Raw genomic sequence first — 15,686 nt, 5'->3', positions numbered from 1 at the left:
AATCCCATCCCTCTTTTGTTTTTATGAGATCAGGAAATGTTGATGCGGCGTGCCTTTTTGGGCTCCATATTTTCTTTTTTGTGAAGTTTTAATTTAAGTACACCATCTTCATATTTGGCGGTGACCTCTTTTTCTTCATCAATACTTTCTGGAATACTTATAGATCTTGAAAAAGAGTTATAACTAAATTCCTTAGTAATAAATCCTTCTTTTTCTTCATCTTTGCTTTCCTCTTTTTGGGCAGAAACAGTAAGGATCCCTTCATCAAGGGTAATATTAAAATCCTCTTTTCTGAGGCCTGGCGCTGCAAGTTCAACTTCAAATTCTTTTTCTTTCTCTTTGATGTTCATTGCGGGACTAATATCGAAGTCGCCGTTAGTGTCAAAAAAATTTTCAAACATACTTTTTCGATCCATTAGGTCGGAAAAAAAAGGATCATTTCTAAAGACATTACTCAACCTGGGAGTCCTGCGCTTGTTTGACTTGATAAGTGACATAACTTTTTTTTTAAATTAGACATTCATGCAGTACTAAAGTAAAAAAGGCAGGTTTATGGCTTCATGATAAATGTCAGGCAGTCAAATAATTAAGAAGATATTAGCATATCATTTTTAGTGAATATTCTTAAGTTTTTGAAGATCGAGTATCCTGATGTTGCGGCCAATTATATCAATAATTCCTTCGGCCTTTAAAGAGGAAAGACTTCTAATAAAACTTTCTGTAGAAATTCCGGCAACACTGGCCATATCTCCACGGGAGACTTTAAGTAAGGGTTGGAGGCCTCCATTGGTCTTTTTCACAAATTCAAGCAGGGTACTCGCCGTTTTCTTGAGAACAGAACCATAGGCCATTTCCAAAAGGTGGTTTTTAAGAGTGATAAGGTGATTGGAGAGAAGTTCGGCAAATTCAAGGCTAAGATCATGATTTTGCTTAAGCATATCCACAAAATCGTGATGAGAGATCCTGAACAAAATGCTGCGTTCAAGTGCAGTTGCACTTTCGGGAAGAGAAGAATGGGATTTAAAGCTATAGAAGCCTATGAAATCCCCTTTTTGACAGACATCGGTGATTAATTCTTTTCCCCACTCGTCGAGCTCAAAGGTTTTTACCAATCCATACTCCAAAAGATATACACTGGAAGCTGACCGGCCTTCAAGAAAGATCTCTTCATCCTTTTCTGCCTCCTGTTGTTCTCCATATGTCCGGAAAAATTTCTTTAGCTCTTCAAGCTGATTCTGTTTACTATATTTAGTTGCTTCTTTTTCTTTACAGAGTTTTTCCTTTTTTTCAAGTCTTTTTTCGACAGCGACAAGGAGATCTCTTTCATCGAAGGGTTTGGGGATATAATCGTCTGCCCCCAAATTCATCCCTTTTCGAATATCACACAGGTTTGATCGGGCCGAAAGAAAAATAAAGGGGATTTTAGCTGTTTTTTGATGTTGCTGGAGAGCTTCATAGACTTGATAACCGTCCAAATGGGGCATCATAATATCCGAAATTATCAAATCCGGCTCTTGGGTCAAAGCTTTATTAAATCCGCATTTTCCATCAGGGGAAGTAATCACATTATATCCCGAGAGTTCCAGCAATTCTTTAGTGTTCTCTGCAAGAATCTGATCATCTTCAATAAGTAGAATAACTTTTTCCATCTTGTTGAAATTCAGTAATATGGCTTGCCGGAATAAATATTAATGAAGATAATATTCAGGCAGAATTTTAATAGCATTAAGATACGGCAGGATTATGGATTTTGTAAAATTTTTAGTAAAAAATGTATAGTTATTTGATGGTTGATTTTTTATCTTTAGTAATCATTCTCCCAAGCCTGAATCCATTTTAATTCTAAAAGGGAGGGGAGAGAAAAATTAATCTTATGAATTCTATGATATGCCAGTGCTGCGGACTCCCTTTTTCCCCTAAGGCCAGAGGTACCAATCGTGACCAGAGTAAAAGTGCAGAATACTGCTACGACTGTTTTAAAGATGGAGAGTTCAGGGATCACCATATGAGTATTCAGGATATGGAGAAAAAACTCCTGGAAATGGCCAGGCACCATGATGGGTTATGCCTGGAGGAAGCAGAAGCGGCTATTAGAAAACTTCCCGATCTTAAACGCTGGAAAATGACACATATCCTGTAGGCGTTTAAAACTTCTTTAACTTTCCTTAACTAAGGTTATCCTTTTATTTATGGAAATTCTTTTACCTTTGAAGATACTTCAAAAATGGAGGTATAATTATTAATTTAAAATAAGTAATATGAAGGATATTCAGAGATTTCTTATGATTTTAGCTACCGTGTTGTTGGTAAGCTGTGGTGATGAAAAGAAAGAGCAGGAAACTATAACTATTGGTGAAGAAGGAACAGTTGAAAGAAGCACAACTGCCAACCCCACAAACACTGCCACTGATACTGCAGGCACAGCTGCTGAAGGTATTGAGAGACAGGATGGCTTTGTACAGGTAAATCTTACCGGGAATGATCAAATGCAGTTCAATCTTAAGGAGATAAGAGTAAAGGCAGGGGAAACGGTGCGCTTAACATTAAAGCATGTGGGACAATTGCCGGAGAATGCAATGGGCCATAATTTCGTGCTTTTACAAAAAGGAACCGATATTGTAGATTTTGCAACCAAAGCTGCAAGCGCAAGTGGAAATGAATATATCCCCGAAGATACTGATCAGGTTATTGTTCATACCGAAATGATAGGAGGAGGAGAAGAAACATCTATTGAATTTACCGCTCCCGAAGCTGGGACCTATGACTTTATTTGTAGCTTCCCCGGGCATTACATACAAATGCAGGGTAAATTCATTGTGGAATAAAATTCTTTAAAATTTCTTTAGAGGCTTTCTGTTAAAACAGGAAGCCTTTTTTATTAATCCCTTTTTGCTTCCTCTCTTGCTTTTATACGGGCCTGCCTTTTAAAGTAGCCTCGAAAGAGGATATTGTGTTGTAACGCCTGCATATTCTCATCAAGTTTTTTACTGGCAGCTTCAGCATTTTCAAGGGTGGCATTTATTTGCTCTACTAAAGTGCTGTCGTGAAGCACATAGTCAAGTACACCTTCATTATTTATGATCTCTTCAGAGAATTTATTAAGGTTACTGGTCATTTGTTCTATTTCCCCGGCCGATTTTTCCAGACTTACTATCACCTCCTTAACCTTTAAGGCAGGAAGTGTGTCCTTAAAAAGGACTCCTGCCACACTATTTTCCATATCAAATTGAGAGATTAGCCTGTTCAATTTGTTTACTGTTATAGCGGCACCCTGAGTGGTTTTTTTTAACTCGGCCATACTGCTGCTTATATCCTGGGCCATTTGCTCATCTCTAATCAAAACACCTAAAGTTCCTTTTCCCTCATTGATAGCTGCCGTTATTTTTAATAGATCTGCGGTCAATAAAGCAGCATTTTCATTAGTAGTATTTAAGGTGGTGAGCATATCGGCAGTAGCTACCTTACTTATTGATTGTAAAGTATCCCCGCCTCTAATAGTTTCCGAAGAGAATTCTTCCCCGGGGGTGAGATTAATGATCATACTGCCTACCAGACCATCTGAACTTATGGTAGCCACCGAATTTCTTTTAATAAGAGGCATGGTCTTTTCTTCAATAATGAAATCCACTAAGATGCTGGTGTCGTTAACAATGGTAATATCTCTTACGGTTCCCACATTAACTCCTGCATAACGCACATTATTTCCCACCTGCAAACCATTGACACTTTTAAAGACAGAGCTTATCCTGGCGTTATTTCCAAAGAGGTGCTGGCGGTTTCCAATAAAATAAACTGCAGCGACAAAAATGAGGATTCCTGCTATTATAAAGATCCCCAGTCTAAGGTTTTGAGAATTTGAATTTTTCATCTTACTGTCATTTAAAAAAGGCTTTCACTTTAGGATCTGGGGAAGTAGACAATTCCGTAAAAGTACCTTCGGCATAGTTTGTCTTTTCATAAAGAAGTATGATCCTGTTGGCGATCACACGTGCACAATCCACATCATGGGTGATAATTAGAGAAGAAGTATTATATTTCTTCTGCACATCCAGCATAAGTAGTATGATTTCTTTAGCTGTAATAGGGTCTAATCCTGTCGTAGGTTCATCATAAAAGATGATCTTAGGTTTGAGGATCAGGGCTCTTGCTAATGCAACCCTGCGTTGCATTCCTCCTGAAAGTTCTGCAGGCATAAGATCAAGGGTATGAGCCAGACCTACATTTTCCAGAGCTTCCATCACAAGATCCTTTGTTCTGTTACCATTCATTTTATTCCGATGTCGGCGTAGGGGGAATTCCAGGTTCTCTCTTACCGTCATTGAATCATAAAGTGCGCTTCCCTGAAAGAGAAATCCAATTTCGGCCCTTAGTTCATCCATTTCCTGTTGCCCCAATTTGGTGATATCCTTTCCAAGGACCTCTATTTTTCCTTTATCGGGTTGCATCAAACCTATGACACATTTTATCAGGACAGATTTTCCGGAACCAGATTTCCCCATGAGGACCAGGTTTTCATCTTCATAGATGTTCATATTAAAATCGTCCAGCACAACGTTTTCCCCAAAGCTCTTATAAAGACCTTTAATGGAAATCACCTCGGTCCTTCCTGAAGTTGCTCTATTATTTGATAAATCATCCATAGATCACATCTGAAACAAAAACTGCTATAAAATCGATAACGAATAGAAGCAGGGAAGTAAACACCACAGCAGAGTTTGCTGCCTTACCTACTCCCGCAGTACCCTTATTGCTATTATACCCTTTAAAACATCCCACCAGTCCTATGGCGAAACCAAAGAAAAAAGACTTCACTGTGGCTGGGAGGAGATCGCTGAATTCCAGGGCTTCAAAAACCTGGTTGAAGTAAAGGAGGAAAGATACATCCCCTTTCACATTTTCGACCAATGCAGAACCTACAAGCGCCACAAAATCCCCTATCAAAATAAGAATAGGTAGCATTAAAGTGGCTGCAAAAATCCTTGTCACCACAAGAAATTTGAATGGATTGGTCCCTGATACTTCCATGGCATCTATCTGTTCTGTAACTTTCATAGAACCTAATTCTGCGCCAATACTGGAGCCAATACGTCCGGCACATATGAGGGCAATGATCACAGGACCAATTTCCCTTACAATAGAAATGCTAATCATGGAGGGCATCCATGAAACGGCGCCAAATTCCATCAGGGTAGGGCGCGATTGCAACGTAAACACCAGGCCCAGGATAAACCCGGTAATAGCTACCAGGACGAGAGATTTATTTCCCATTTGATAGCACTGGCGCAAAAATTCTCTGAATTCAAATGGACGGGAGAAGAGCTCTTTAAAAAATCTTCCGGCAAAATGCGAGAGGGCTCCAATTTCCGTGAAAAAGGAGGAGGCATTTGCGGCTATGGAAAAACTTCCTGGCATACCGGGAATTTTTATAAAGCTACAATAGTTTTTAACAGCCTACTATGATTTCTCTCAGGTTTAACCGAGCCAAAAAAAGAAATGCAGGTGAGGAAACCGAAAATCCCCGGGTTTTCTTATAATGTTCAAACTTATCTGTAATTTAGGGAGAATGTAGAATCGAACCTTCTTAAAGATGATCATAACCTTAACTGTCAATCCAGCCCTGGATATTTATTCGACCACAGAAAAATTGGAACCCAGTGAAAAAATGAGGTGCGAAAAACCCATTATTGACCCGGGAGGAGGCGGAATTAATGTCTCGCGGGTGATCAAGAGATTGGGAGGAGAATCTACTGCGGTATATACAAAAGGTGGGCATACCGGAAAACTATTTTCTGATCTGCTGAAGAAGGAAAGGGTAAAAGAAGATCCCGTTGAGGTGAAGAAAGATCTAAGGCAGAATTTTGCCATAACCGAAACCTCCACAGGTAACCTTTACCGTTTTGGATTTCCCGGGGCCGAATTAGAACCTAATGATTACGAGGCTTTGCTCAAAAAGGTTGATACCTGTGAAAAAGGAGCTTTTTTGGTAGCAAGCGGTAGCCTTCCTCCCGGTGCTCCACCAGATTTTTATGCAAGAGTTGCTGAAAGAGCAAATCAATGCGGATTAAAATTCGTCCTTGATACCTCCGGAAAATCCTATAAGGGAGTCCTGGAAAAAGGAGTTTACCTCCTTAAACCAAATAAAAAAGAACTAAAAGACATCACAGGAGAACCGGCAGAGACACTGGAACAACAGAAGCAACTTTTGTCTAAAATTTTAGACCATTACCCTGTTGAGATCGTAGTGCTTTCTTTAGGAGCAGAGGGAGCATTGCTGGCTACTGGTCAAGAGATCAAACATTTTCCTGCACCACAGGTTGAGCACGTAAGTTCTATAGGTGCAGGGGACAGCATGGTGGCAGGAATGGTCTATAGCCTGTCTCTTGGGCACCCGGTGGAAGAAGCTGTTTTATTGGGATTGGCCTGTGGCAGCGCAACAATTAAATCTCCGGGTACAGAATTGCTAAAGAAAAAGGACGTGGATACACTATTGGAACAATTACAACAGGTAATTTCCAATCCTGCCCCTAAAAAAACCAGGGAACCTAAAGATCTTCCTTCAGCATTGAAAGATTTTCCGGAGATAAAGAAGAAGATCAACCGGCATAAACCTATGTTATTCCTGGATTTCGACGGTACCCTGGCGCCCATAGTAGAACACCATACAGATGCAGCCATTTCTGAAGAAATGAGAGGTTTGGTAAAGGAACTTTCGAAACGGTATTGTATTGCAGTAATTAGTGGCCGTGGAATGGCTGATGTTAAGCAACGAATGAACCTGCCCGATCTTTATTATGCCGGGAGTCATGGCTATGAGATCTCAGGCCCTAATGGATTTTTTAAAGAAAACGAGGAAGCTCAAAAAATCCTGCCTCTTTTTGATGAAATTGAACCTGTCTTGCGGGAGCAGCTTCAGAAAATAAAAGGAGTAGATTTTGAGCGCAAAAAATTCACCCTGGCTATTCATTACCGGCAGGTGAAATCTGATCTGGAACAGGAAGTAAAGGATGAGGTAAATAGGGTATTGAAAAATTACCCGAAACTTACAGGAGCAGGAGGGAAGAAGGTCATTGAGATAAGGCCCGATATTGATTGGGATAAAGGAAAAGCAGTGGAATTCCTAAAGAAAGAATTATCAGACCAGAAAGATCCATTTTCGATCTATGTAGGAGATGATGTAACAGATGAAGATGCCTTTAGGGAAGTACAGCATGGCCTGGGAATTTTAGTGGGGGAGCATAGCCAAAAAACCTATGCCGACTATTCTCTAAAGGATTTGGATGAAGTAAAGATCTTTTTCAGGAATTTATTATAGAAAGGCATTAGCTTGTCTTATACATTCTCTTTTGGTTTACTGTTATTGCTGCCTAAACAGTCCCTAAGTCTTCACGGGTAAAATAAGGGGTATAGTGATATTAATCATTTTATCTTCCACATTAATGTCTTAAATTCAGAGAATTGAGATCTTGAAATCAATTCAGAGTGCATTCGTTCAGCATTGATTAGATGAAGTGGTGAAAAATTAAAATGTGATGTTATGCAAGCCGGCCTATTATATCAGTTAAATACTTTGATTGCAGGTAATCAGCGTCTTATGGACTTGTATAAATCAATTTATTATCTGCTTCCTGCGAAAGAAAGTGATCTCATAAATAAGGTTTGGAGCCTTTTTGAAAAAAGAGAAGAATTGGATCTAAAGTTAAAGAAATGTTCCTTTAACATAAGAAACCAAAATGCAGATAAACATTGCTCTTGTGGGAATATAATAAAATACATGCCTTTTTTCCTCTGGTTGGAAAAGTTAGCTCGTTCACAATTTAAAGGCACCAAACAACACTGGCTTTACCTTGAAGAGAAAAAATTTTTGCAGAAATACTTTGAACTCCTTTACAAAAGAGATTTATCAGATAGAGCTTTTGAATTGCTTATAAAATATAAGAGAAAAGAAAGATCCATCTCGTAAAAGCCTCTCTGATTTTATTTTTATAATGTATGTGTCGATGGGGAAAAATGAAAAAGAGCAAGAACTTAGAAGTCCGGAAGCTTACCGAAAAACCGGGGCAGAGGTAGCTGAAGATCTACTCTCCAACTGTGACAAAGGACTTACTGAAGAGGAAGCAGAAAGAAGGCTAAACATTTACGGATTAAATAAACTGAAGGCGGCAGAAGTCCGCAGTGTTTGGGATATAATTTTCTCTCAGGTTAACAATCCTGTTATTTATCTACTCTTTGCGGCGGCTGCTCTGGCCCTTATTTTTGGAGATATTCCCGAGGGTATTGCCATTTTTATAGTGCTACTCATCAATACAATTTTAGGATTCTGGATGGAGTTTCAGGCTCAAAAATCCATGCAGGCTCTTAAAAAGCTGGATAAGACGGGAGCTGTTGTAATTAGAAATTCAGAAGAAAAAGATATTGATGCCGAAAAAATAACCCCGGGGGATCTTATTAAAATTAAAGCCGGGGATTTGATCCCTGCCGATGCCAGGATTTTAGAAGCTACTGAATTAAAATTGGATGAATCGCCATTGACAGGAGAATCTGTACCGGTGGAAAAAGTTTCTGAAGTTTTACAGGAAGAACTGCAGGTGGCGGATCGTAGAAACATTGTTTATAAAGGCACTGCCGTTACTGCAGGTACTGCTATTGCACTGGTCATTGCTACCGGAATGAATACAGAGGTAGGTAACATTTCAGCTTTGGTAGAGGATCAAAAGCAGGAAGACACTCCCTTGAATTCTAAGCTAAATAAACTTACCAGGAAACTTATTTGGGTAATTCTTGCAATGGCTACTTCCTTTTTCGTTCTTGGCTGGCTGGCTGGCAAGGATCTTTATCAACTGGTGCAAACTTCCATCGCCTGGTCCATTGCTGCTATTCCGGAAGGTTTACCCATTGTTGCCAGTATTGCCCTTGCCCGCGGAATGGTGAGGCTTTCCAAAAGAAATGTTTTGATCAAGAGCCTTGGTGCTGTTGAAACTTTGGGGGAGACAACGGTGATCTTTACAGATAAGACAGGTACTCTTACCAAAAATGAACTCACTGTCCACACCTTTTGTCTTCCCCAGGAGCAGTTGTTAAAGGTTAATTGGAATGGAGATAAACCCGAACTGGAGGGGGAGCAGCAGCAAAGTGTGAAAGCTAATTTGAAAGAGTTGCTCGAAATCGCCGTTCTTGCCAATGATGCCACCATCGGGGAGCCGGAAACTTCAATTGAAGCAAGTGAGAATGAGGAAATCCCCGATTATAACGAGCACGATTCCCCACCAGAGTCGCAGGGAAATATTTCAAAAGGAGATCCTCTGGAAATTGCTTTACTCGATTTTGTAAACAATTATGATCCTCAATTCTACCGGGATCTCCAGCGATTGCAGCGGGAGTTGCATGATCCTTTTGATTCAGAATCCATGGTGATGGGAACAATTTACCGGGAGAATGAGGAGCTATACGTCGCAGGAAAAGGATCTACAGATGCCATTTTATCGCGTTCCACACACATCCTTATAGATGGTAAAAAAGAGGAATTCAAAGAAGAGGAAAAGGAGAAGTGGAAGAGTAGAAATAATGAGCTGTCTGAGGACGGCCTGCGGGTGTTGGGATTTTCCTTTAAAAAAATAAAAGAGCTGCCTGCAGGAGAAGAAGCTGAAGATTTTTTACACGAACTCATTTTTGTTGGTTTGTTGGGATTTTTGGATCCTCCGCGCAGGGAAGTAGCCACAGCGATAAAGACCTGTAAAGATGCCGGAATTAAAGTGGTGATGGTGACGGGAGACCATCCCGGAACTGCCAAAAATGTGGGACGCGAGGTGAGGATCTTTTCAGAAGAAGAACATGAGGTGCCGGTATTACATGGAAAAGACTTGAAAAAGGAGCTGAAGGAAAATGATCAGGATAAATTGGTCAATATTCCCATATTTTCACGTGTGGATCCAAAGCAGAAGTTAGATCTTATAAGCCATTTTCAGGAGCTTGGTGAAATAGTGGCCATGACGGGTGACGGGGTGAACGATGCACCGGCACTTAAAAAGGCAAATATTGGAATCGCTATGGGAAAACGAGGCACCCAGGTGGCCCAGGAGGTGGCAGATGTGGTGCTAAAAGACGATTCCTTTAATTCTATTGTCAAAGCTGTTGAACAGGGGCGTATCATCTTCGGAAATATTAGGAGGTTTGTACTTTATCAGCTTTCATATCACCTTGCAGAGATCATTCTTATCGCACTCGTCAGTTTTTCCCTGTTTATTCTTCCTATTCTACCTCTACAGTTGCTTTTCCTTAACCTGCTTTCAGATGTTTTTCCTGCACTTGCACTCGGAATAGGAGAAGGTACTCCAAACGTAATGAAGATGCCTCCTAAAGATCCTAAAGAACCTATTATTGCTCGTAAGAACTGGGTGCAGATCATTGCTTACGGAATTATTATAGCCGCAAGTGTAACAGGAGCCTATTTTTATTCCCACTTCTATTGGGAGGAAAACATGAGGGTCAATAACAATATTGCATTTTTGAGTCTGGCTTTTTCCCAGTTTCTACACGTCCTGAATATGAGGAATGCAAGTGAACCAGTTTTAAATAACCAGGTCACCCGAAATAAGTATGTCTGGATGGCGGTAATATTTTGTACGGCTGCAGTACTTGCAGCATATTTCATTCCTGTAGTGGCTGAAGTTTTAGATCTAAAGCCTTTACAGGTTAAACATTGGGTGTTGATCATCATCGCAAGTGTTCTGCCAACCTTTATCATACAAATCATAAAGGTTTTTTATAAAGATTTTTAACCCGGAAATTGCTGTAAATAAGATGAAAGACTGGATTATAAAATATTCCGGCTATTCCCCCCAGGAGGAGCCTCTAAGAGAAGCTTTGTGTACTGTTGGTAACGGGTATTTTGCTACACGGGCTGCTGCTGAAGGTGCTGTGGCCGGGGGAAACCATTATCCGGGTACTTATCTCGCCGGTGGATATAATAGGCTGGAAACAACCATTGCCGGAAGAGTAATTGAAAACGAGGATCTGGTAAATTGGCCCGACTGGACGCTGCTGAAATTTAAAGTTGCTAATGGGGATTGGTTGGATATTGATGCTGTGGAGGTTTTGAACCTTGAGCAGTCCCTGAATCTAAAGGAAGGGATTCTGGATAGAAGGATGAGGATTCGCGATAAAGAAGGCAGAGAAACACAAATTAACAGTAGCCGAATAGTGAGCATGTCAGAAATGCACCTGGCCGCAATTGAATGGCAGCTACAACCGCTCAACTGGGAGGGACAACTCACGATCCAGTCGGCTTTGAACGGGCAGGTCATGAATTCCGGGGTAGCACGATACAGAGCGCTCAATGGGCAGCATCTCATCCCGCTCGGGACAGGAAGCTTTGAGGAAGACGGGATTTATCTGAAGGTAAGAAGCAGCCAGTCAGAAATCGTAATGGTCCAGGCCTGCAGGACACAAATTAGTTTTGACTTATATGAGCCTTCAGTTGAAAGAACCAATATAATTGAGGAGGACTTTGTTGCACAGGAATTAAACTTTCATGCCCTCGAAAACAAAGTCATTAAAATGGAAAAACTGGTAAGTATTTATACTTCAAGAGATATGGCAATTGCTGATCCTCTTTGTGAGGCAAAGAAATCGGTGAAAAGAACCCCTGGATTTGATCAATTGCTGTTCTATCACAAGCTGGCGTGGGAGGAGCTTTGGGGACAGAGTGATATAGTTCTGGAAGCTGACGGTAACGATGATCAACTGTTGCTAAGGCTCCATATATTTCATCTTTTCCAAACTTTTAGTTTAAAGACCATAGATGAAGATGTGGGTATTCCCGCCAGAGGCTGGCACGGCGAAGCCTATCGCGGACATATATTTTGGGATGAGCTTTTTATTTTTCCTTTTTACAATATTAGTATTCCTGAACTTACACGCGCCCTGCTCATGTATAGATACAGGAGATTGACGGAGGCCCGTTTCGCGGCAGCAAAAGAAGGATATAAAGGAGCGATGTTCCCATGGCAAAGTGGTAGCAACGGGAGAGAAGAAACGCAGGTTTTACACCTCAATCCCGAATCCGGGAACTGGTTACCGGATCATACCCATTTACAAAGGCACGTTAATTCGGCCATTGCCTATAATGTTTGGCAGTACTTCCAGGTAAGCGGAGATCTGCAATTCCTGTCCTTTTACGGTGCAGAATTAATGCTTGAAATCGCCAAATTCTGGGCAAGTAAGGTTTCTTATAATGAAGAAAAAGGAAAATACGAGATCCATGAGGTAGTAGGCCCCGATGAATATCACACCTCCTATCCCAATTCGTCAGCTCCCGGTCTTCGTAATAATGCCTATACCAATGTAATGGCAGTTTGGACGCTTCAACATGCTCTGCTTGTAATTGAGAAGCTCAACGATCGCAGGGCAGGTGATCTTCTCAGATTACTGGGGATCAACGAAGAAGAACTATCCCGCTGGAAAACTATTTGTTGTAACATGTTAATTCCTTTTGTAAAAGATGGAAAAATCATTGAACAATTTGAAGGTTTTGACAAATTAAAGGAATTAGATTGGAAACACTACCGCAGTAAATTTGGGGAAACAATGAGACTGGACCGAATACTGGAGAAGGAAGGTGATGATGTGAGTAATTATAAGGCGGTAAAACAACCGGATGTTCTTATGCTCTTTTTCCTTTTTTCTTCAGAAGAGCTGAAGGAACTCTTTGATCTCATGGGTTATAATTTTGATCCAAAAGAGCAAATTGCACTCAATATTGATTATTATCAGAGGATTACTTCTCATGGCTCTACTTTGAGTAAGGTGGTTTACTCCTGGGTGTACGCAAGGTCTCACCGCGAAGAATCCTGGCATGATTTCAAAGAAGCCTTGCTCAGTGACTTTTCAGACATTCAGGGCGGTACTACGGCTGAAGGAATTCATCTTGGAGCGATGGCCGGGACAGTTGATCTGATTCACAGGTGCTATACCGGAATGGAATTCAAAAAGGAACGTCTTTATTTCAATCCAGGATTGCCTTCCAACGTAAAGCAGATAAGTTTTAGATGCAGGTACCGCAGGCATTGGCTGGAAGTAACACTTACGCAGGACAGCCTTTCCCTAAAGAGCAATGGTGGTTGGAAAGACGATATTAGAGTGGTCGTCAATGAGGAAGAATTCAAAATGAGAAAAGGGGAGGAGAAAACTTTTACCTACCGGAAAAAGGAGGTTTAGCTTAAGATAAGTTAGTCTTAGTGATGTTTTTTCGTTGGGAAGATCACACCAGGGATCTTTACTCCTTAAGCTGATGAATATCATTCAAAAAAGGATGATTTTCAGCTAAATTTGATCAAAAGCGAATCAATGAATTGGCGCACGATACCTGCAGCAGTAATGATCTTTTTCCTTTCCTGCAATAATGAGCAGGAAAGCATAAATCCCGTGGAAACCACCATCACCGAATCTGTTTATGCTTCAGTTGTTATTCAACCCGATAGCCTGTACCAGGCATTCGCTGTTGTGAACGGAATACTTGACAGGATCCTGGTGGAGGAAGGGGATACGGTAAAAAAAGGAGAGATCCTGCTGGAGATCGTCAATACGAATCCACAATTGGTGTCCAAAAATGCCTTTTTAGCCTTACAATTAGCCAGAGAAAATTATAACGGAGGTGCGGCTGTTTTGTCCAACCTTAAGGAGGAAATAAGGGTTGCCAGGCATCAATTTCAGGATGATTCCGTTAATTTCAGAAGACAGGAACGGCTTTGGCAGCAGCAAATTGGATCACGTTCCAATCTTGAGAGCAGAAAGCTGGCTTTGGATAGATCAAAAGCTGCCCTGGAAGTGCTGCAGAACAAATATGTTTTGACTCAAAAAGAACTGGAAACCCAGCTAAAACAGGCAGAGAATTCCTATTCGGCTTCATTGGTGAATACTACCGACTTTACTATTCGCAGTAAAATAGACGGTAAAGTGTATGCTATTCATAAAAATCCGGGAGAGATAGTAAATACTACGCAGCCGCTGGTCTCTGTGGGAAGTGTGGACAGGTTTCTTGTGGAGATGCTGGTAGATGAAGAAGATATTGTAAAGGTGAAGCAGGGGCAATTGGTCTATTTGAGCCTGGATGCTTATCCTCAGGAGGTTTTTAAGGCCGAGGTTTTCAAGATCTACCCCCGCAAAGATGAGCGAAATCAAACCTTTTTGGTGGAGGCAGTTTTTAAAGAAGCTCCCGGGGTGCTTCTTCCGGGATTATCAGGAGAAGCTAATATATTGGTGGCTCAAAAGGAAAAGGCTCTGGTAATTCCCCGCAAATATCTTATAGGACAAAACAGGGTCAAAACTAAGGAGGGGCTAATTCCTGTAAATACAGGCCTTCAAAGTATAGATTCTGTAGAAATTTTAAATGGGATCACCAAAGAAACAGAAATACTATCTCCCTAAAAATGAGAAATTACAGGGTAATACTCAGCATCGCAAAAACGCACCTGCTAAGCAAGTTCAGGCAAACGCTTATTGCAGCTCTGGGAGTCACCTTTGGAATAGGCTCCTATATTACTCTTGTTAGTTTCATGACCGGCCTTAACCAGATGCTGGATGAACTGATTCTTAATCAAACTCCGCATATTCATATCTATAATGAAATCGAACCCACGGCAGAACAACCTGTTACCCTTTTTCAGGATCTTAAAAATGGGTTCAACGTGGTGCATTCTGTAAAACCGAAACTGTCTCAAAAGAAGATCCACAATGCTGAACCGCTAATGAAGTTCCTGAATACCGACGAAAGGATAAGAGGTGCAATTCCCCAAATAAAAACACAGGTCTTCTATATAGCCGGTTCTATTGAACTTGGTGGAAATCTTTCAGGAGTCGAAATTTTAAAGGAGGAGGAGCTTTTTAATTTAGGGGATTATATTGTCAAAGGGAGTGCCTCAGACCTTCATAATACTTCCAACGGAATTATTTTAGGTGCGGGACTGGCAGATAAATTAGCTCTGGAAATTGGAGACCGGGTACAAATAACCACTGTAAAAGGGGATATTTTTCCTTTAAAGATAGTAGGGATCTACCAGAGTGGGATCATAGAGATAGATAATGTGCAGAGTTTCACCAATCTTAAAACCGTTCAGAATATTCTTGGGGAACCGGGTAATTACATCACAGATATAAATGTAAAGTTATACGATATTGAAGATGCCGTTCCTATTTCGCGGTTCATAGAAGAGCAGTTTGGACTTACCGCAATTGATGTCAAAACTGCTAATGCCCAATTTGAAACGGGAACTACCGTTAGAAATTTAATTACCTATGCTGTTTCCATCACTCTTCTTATTGTCGCAGGTTTCGGGATCTATAATATTTTAAATATGTTGATCTATGAAAAGATGAATGATATTGCCATTTTAAAAGCTACAGGATTTTCGGGAAGGGATGTCCAGCTTATTTTTATGAGTCAGGCGTTGATCATAGGATTTCTGGGAGGAATATTAGGCCTTCTCCTTGGCTACGGAATTTCTTTGCTAATAAGTCATACTCCCTTTGAAACTGAAGCTCTGCCCACTGTAGAAACTTACCCCGTCAATTTTGATCTCAGCTTTTATGTGATGGGAATATGTTTCGCTATGCTTTTTACCTTTCTTGCCGGATATCTCCCTTCGCGCAAGGCTAAAAGAATTGATCCTGTGAGGATCATAACGGGAATATAG

13 protein-coding genes are annotated in these 15,686 nt (G+C 40.7%); 8 read left to right on the top strand and 5 right to left on the bottom strand.

Translation table 11 applies throughout. The features are described 5' to 3' along the window. Positions 1 to 29: 29 nt before the first annotated feature. Positions 30 to 497 carry an Hsp20/alpha crystallin family protein gene (locus CRO16_RS13490; RefSeq protein WP_097056922.1) on the bottom strand — a complete coding sequence of 156 codons (468 nt, stop codon included), beginning with the start codon at positions 495 to 497 and terminating at the stop codon, positions 30 to 32. Between the two features lie 114 nt (positions 498 to 611). Further along, positions 612 to 1,649: a response regulator gene (locus CRO16_RS13485; protein WP_097056921.1), complete on the bottom strand. Its 1,038-nt coding sequence runs from the start codon at positions 1,647 to 1,649 to the stop codon at positions 612 to 614. Between the two features lie 224 nt (positions 1,650 to 1,873). Here CRO16_RS13485 and CRO16_RS13480 point away from each other — a divergent pair, with 224 nt between their 5' ends. Then, complete coding sequence (locus tag CRO16_RS13480; protein WP_097056920.1) at positions 1,874 to 2,140, top strand: zinc ribbon domain-containing protein; 267 nt, start codon at positions 1,874 to 1,876, stop codon at positions 2,138 to 2,140. 118 nt (positions 2,141 to 2,258) lie between these two features. Continuing rightward, positions 2,259 to 2,825, top strand: coding sequence for an azurin (gene azu / locus CRO16_RS13475; RefSeq protein ID WP_097056919.1), 567 nt, complete (start codon positions 2,259 to 2,261; stop codon positions 2,823 to 2,825). Between the two features lie 53 nt (positions 2,826 to 2,878). Here azu and CRO16_RS13470 read toward each other — a convergent pair whose 3' ends face one another. Genes CRO16_RS13470 through CRO16_RS13460 form a run of 3 tightly spaced genes read right to left on the bottom strand, consistent with a single transcriptional unit; the run spans position 2,879 to position 5,412 of the window. Continuing rightward, positions 2,879 to 3,868: an MlaD family protein gene (locus tag CRO16_RS13470; protein ID WP_097056918.1), complete on the bottom strand. Its 990-nt coding sequence runs from the start codon at positions 3,866 to 3,868 to the stop codon at positions 2,879 to 2,881. Positions 3,869 to 3,875: 7 nt separating this feature from the next. Next, positions 3,876 to 4,640, bottom strand: a complete 765-nt coding sequence (locus CRO16_RS13465; protein WP_097056917.1) for an ABC transporter ATP-binding protein — start codon at positions 4,638 to 4,640, stop codon at positions 3,876 to 3,878. Beyond that, the gene (locus CRO16_RS13460) at positions 4,633 to 5,412 is read right to left on the bottom strand and encodes an MlaE family ABC transporter permease (protein WP_097056916.1); all 780 of its coding nucleotides are present in this window, start codon (positions 5,410 to 5,412) and stop codon (positions 4,633 to 4,635) included. The genes CRO16_RS13465 and CRO16_RS13460 overlap by 8 nt, the downstream gene beginning before the upstream one ends. A 175-nt stretch (positions 5,413 to 5,587) precedes the next feature. Here CRO16_RS13460 and otsB point away from each other — a divergent pair, with 175 nt between their 5' ends. The 6 genes from otsB (at position 5,588) to CRO16_RS13430 (ending at position 15,686) form a co-directional block, all read left to right on the top strand. Further along, the gene (otsB, locus tag CRO16_RS13455) at positions 5,588 to 7,312 is read left to right on the top strand and encodes a trehalose-phosphatase (RefSeq protein ID WP_097056915.1); all 1,725 of its coding nucleotides are present in this window, start codon (positions 5,588 to 5,590) and stop codon (positions 7,310 to 7,312) included. A gap of 222 nt (positions 7,313 to 7,534) precedes the next feature. Further along, a complete protein-coding gene (locus tag CRO16_RS13450; protein ID WP_143544548.1) occupies positions 7,535 to 7,960 on the top strand; it encodes a hypothetical protein in 426 nt (141 codons plus the stop codon). A 37-nt stretch (positions 7,961 to 7,997) separates the two neighbouring features. Then, positions 7,998 to 10,775, top strand: coding sequence for a cation-translocating P-type ATPase (locus CRO16_RS13445; protein ID WP_218839740.1), 2,778 nt, complete (start codon positions 7,998 to 8,000; stop codon positions 10,773 to 10,775). Positions 10,776 to 10,797: 22 nt separating this feature from the next. After that, positions 10,798 to 13,212, top strand: a complete 2,415-nt coding sequence (locus tag CRO16_RS13440; protein ID WP_097056912.1) for a glycoside hydrolase family 65 protein — start codon at positions 10,798 to 10,800, stop codon at positions 13,210 to 13,212. 129 nt (positions 13,213 to 13,341) lie between these two features. Further along, a complete protein-coding gene (locus tag CRO16_RS13435) occupies positions 13,342 to 14,421 on the top strand; it encodes an efflux RND transporter periplasmic adaptor subunit (protein WP_097056911.1) in 1,080 nt (359 codons plus the stop codon). Between the two features lie 2 nt (positions 14,422 to 14,423). Then, positions 14,424 to 15,686, top strand: a complete 1,263-nt coding sequence (locus CRO16_RS13430; protein WP_097056910.1) for an ABC transporter permease — start codon at positions 14,424 to 14,426, stop codon at positions 15,684 to 15,686.

The sequence above is a fragment of the Salinimicrobium sediminis genome (assembly GCF_900215295.1).
GTDB classification, from domain to species: domain Bacteria; phylum Bacteroidota; class Bacteroidia; order Flavobacteriales; family Flavobacteriaceae; genus Salinimicrobium; species Salinimicrobium sediminis.
Note: the sequence above shows the minus strand (reverse complement) of the source record. Positions and strands in the feature narration are given on the sequence as shown.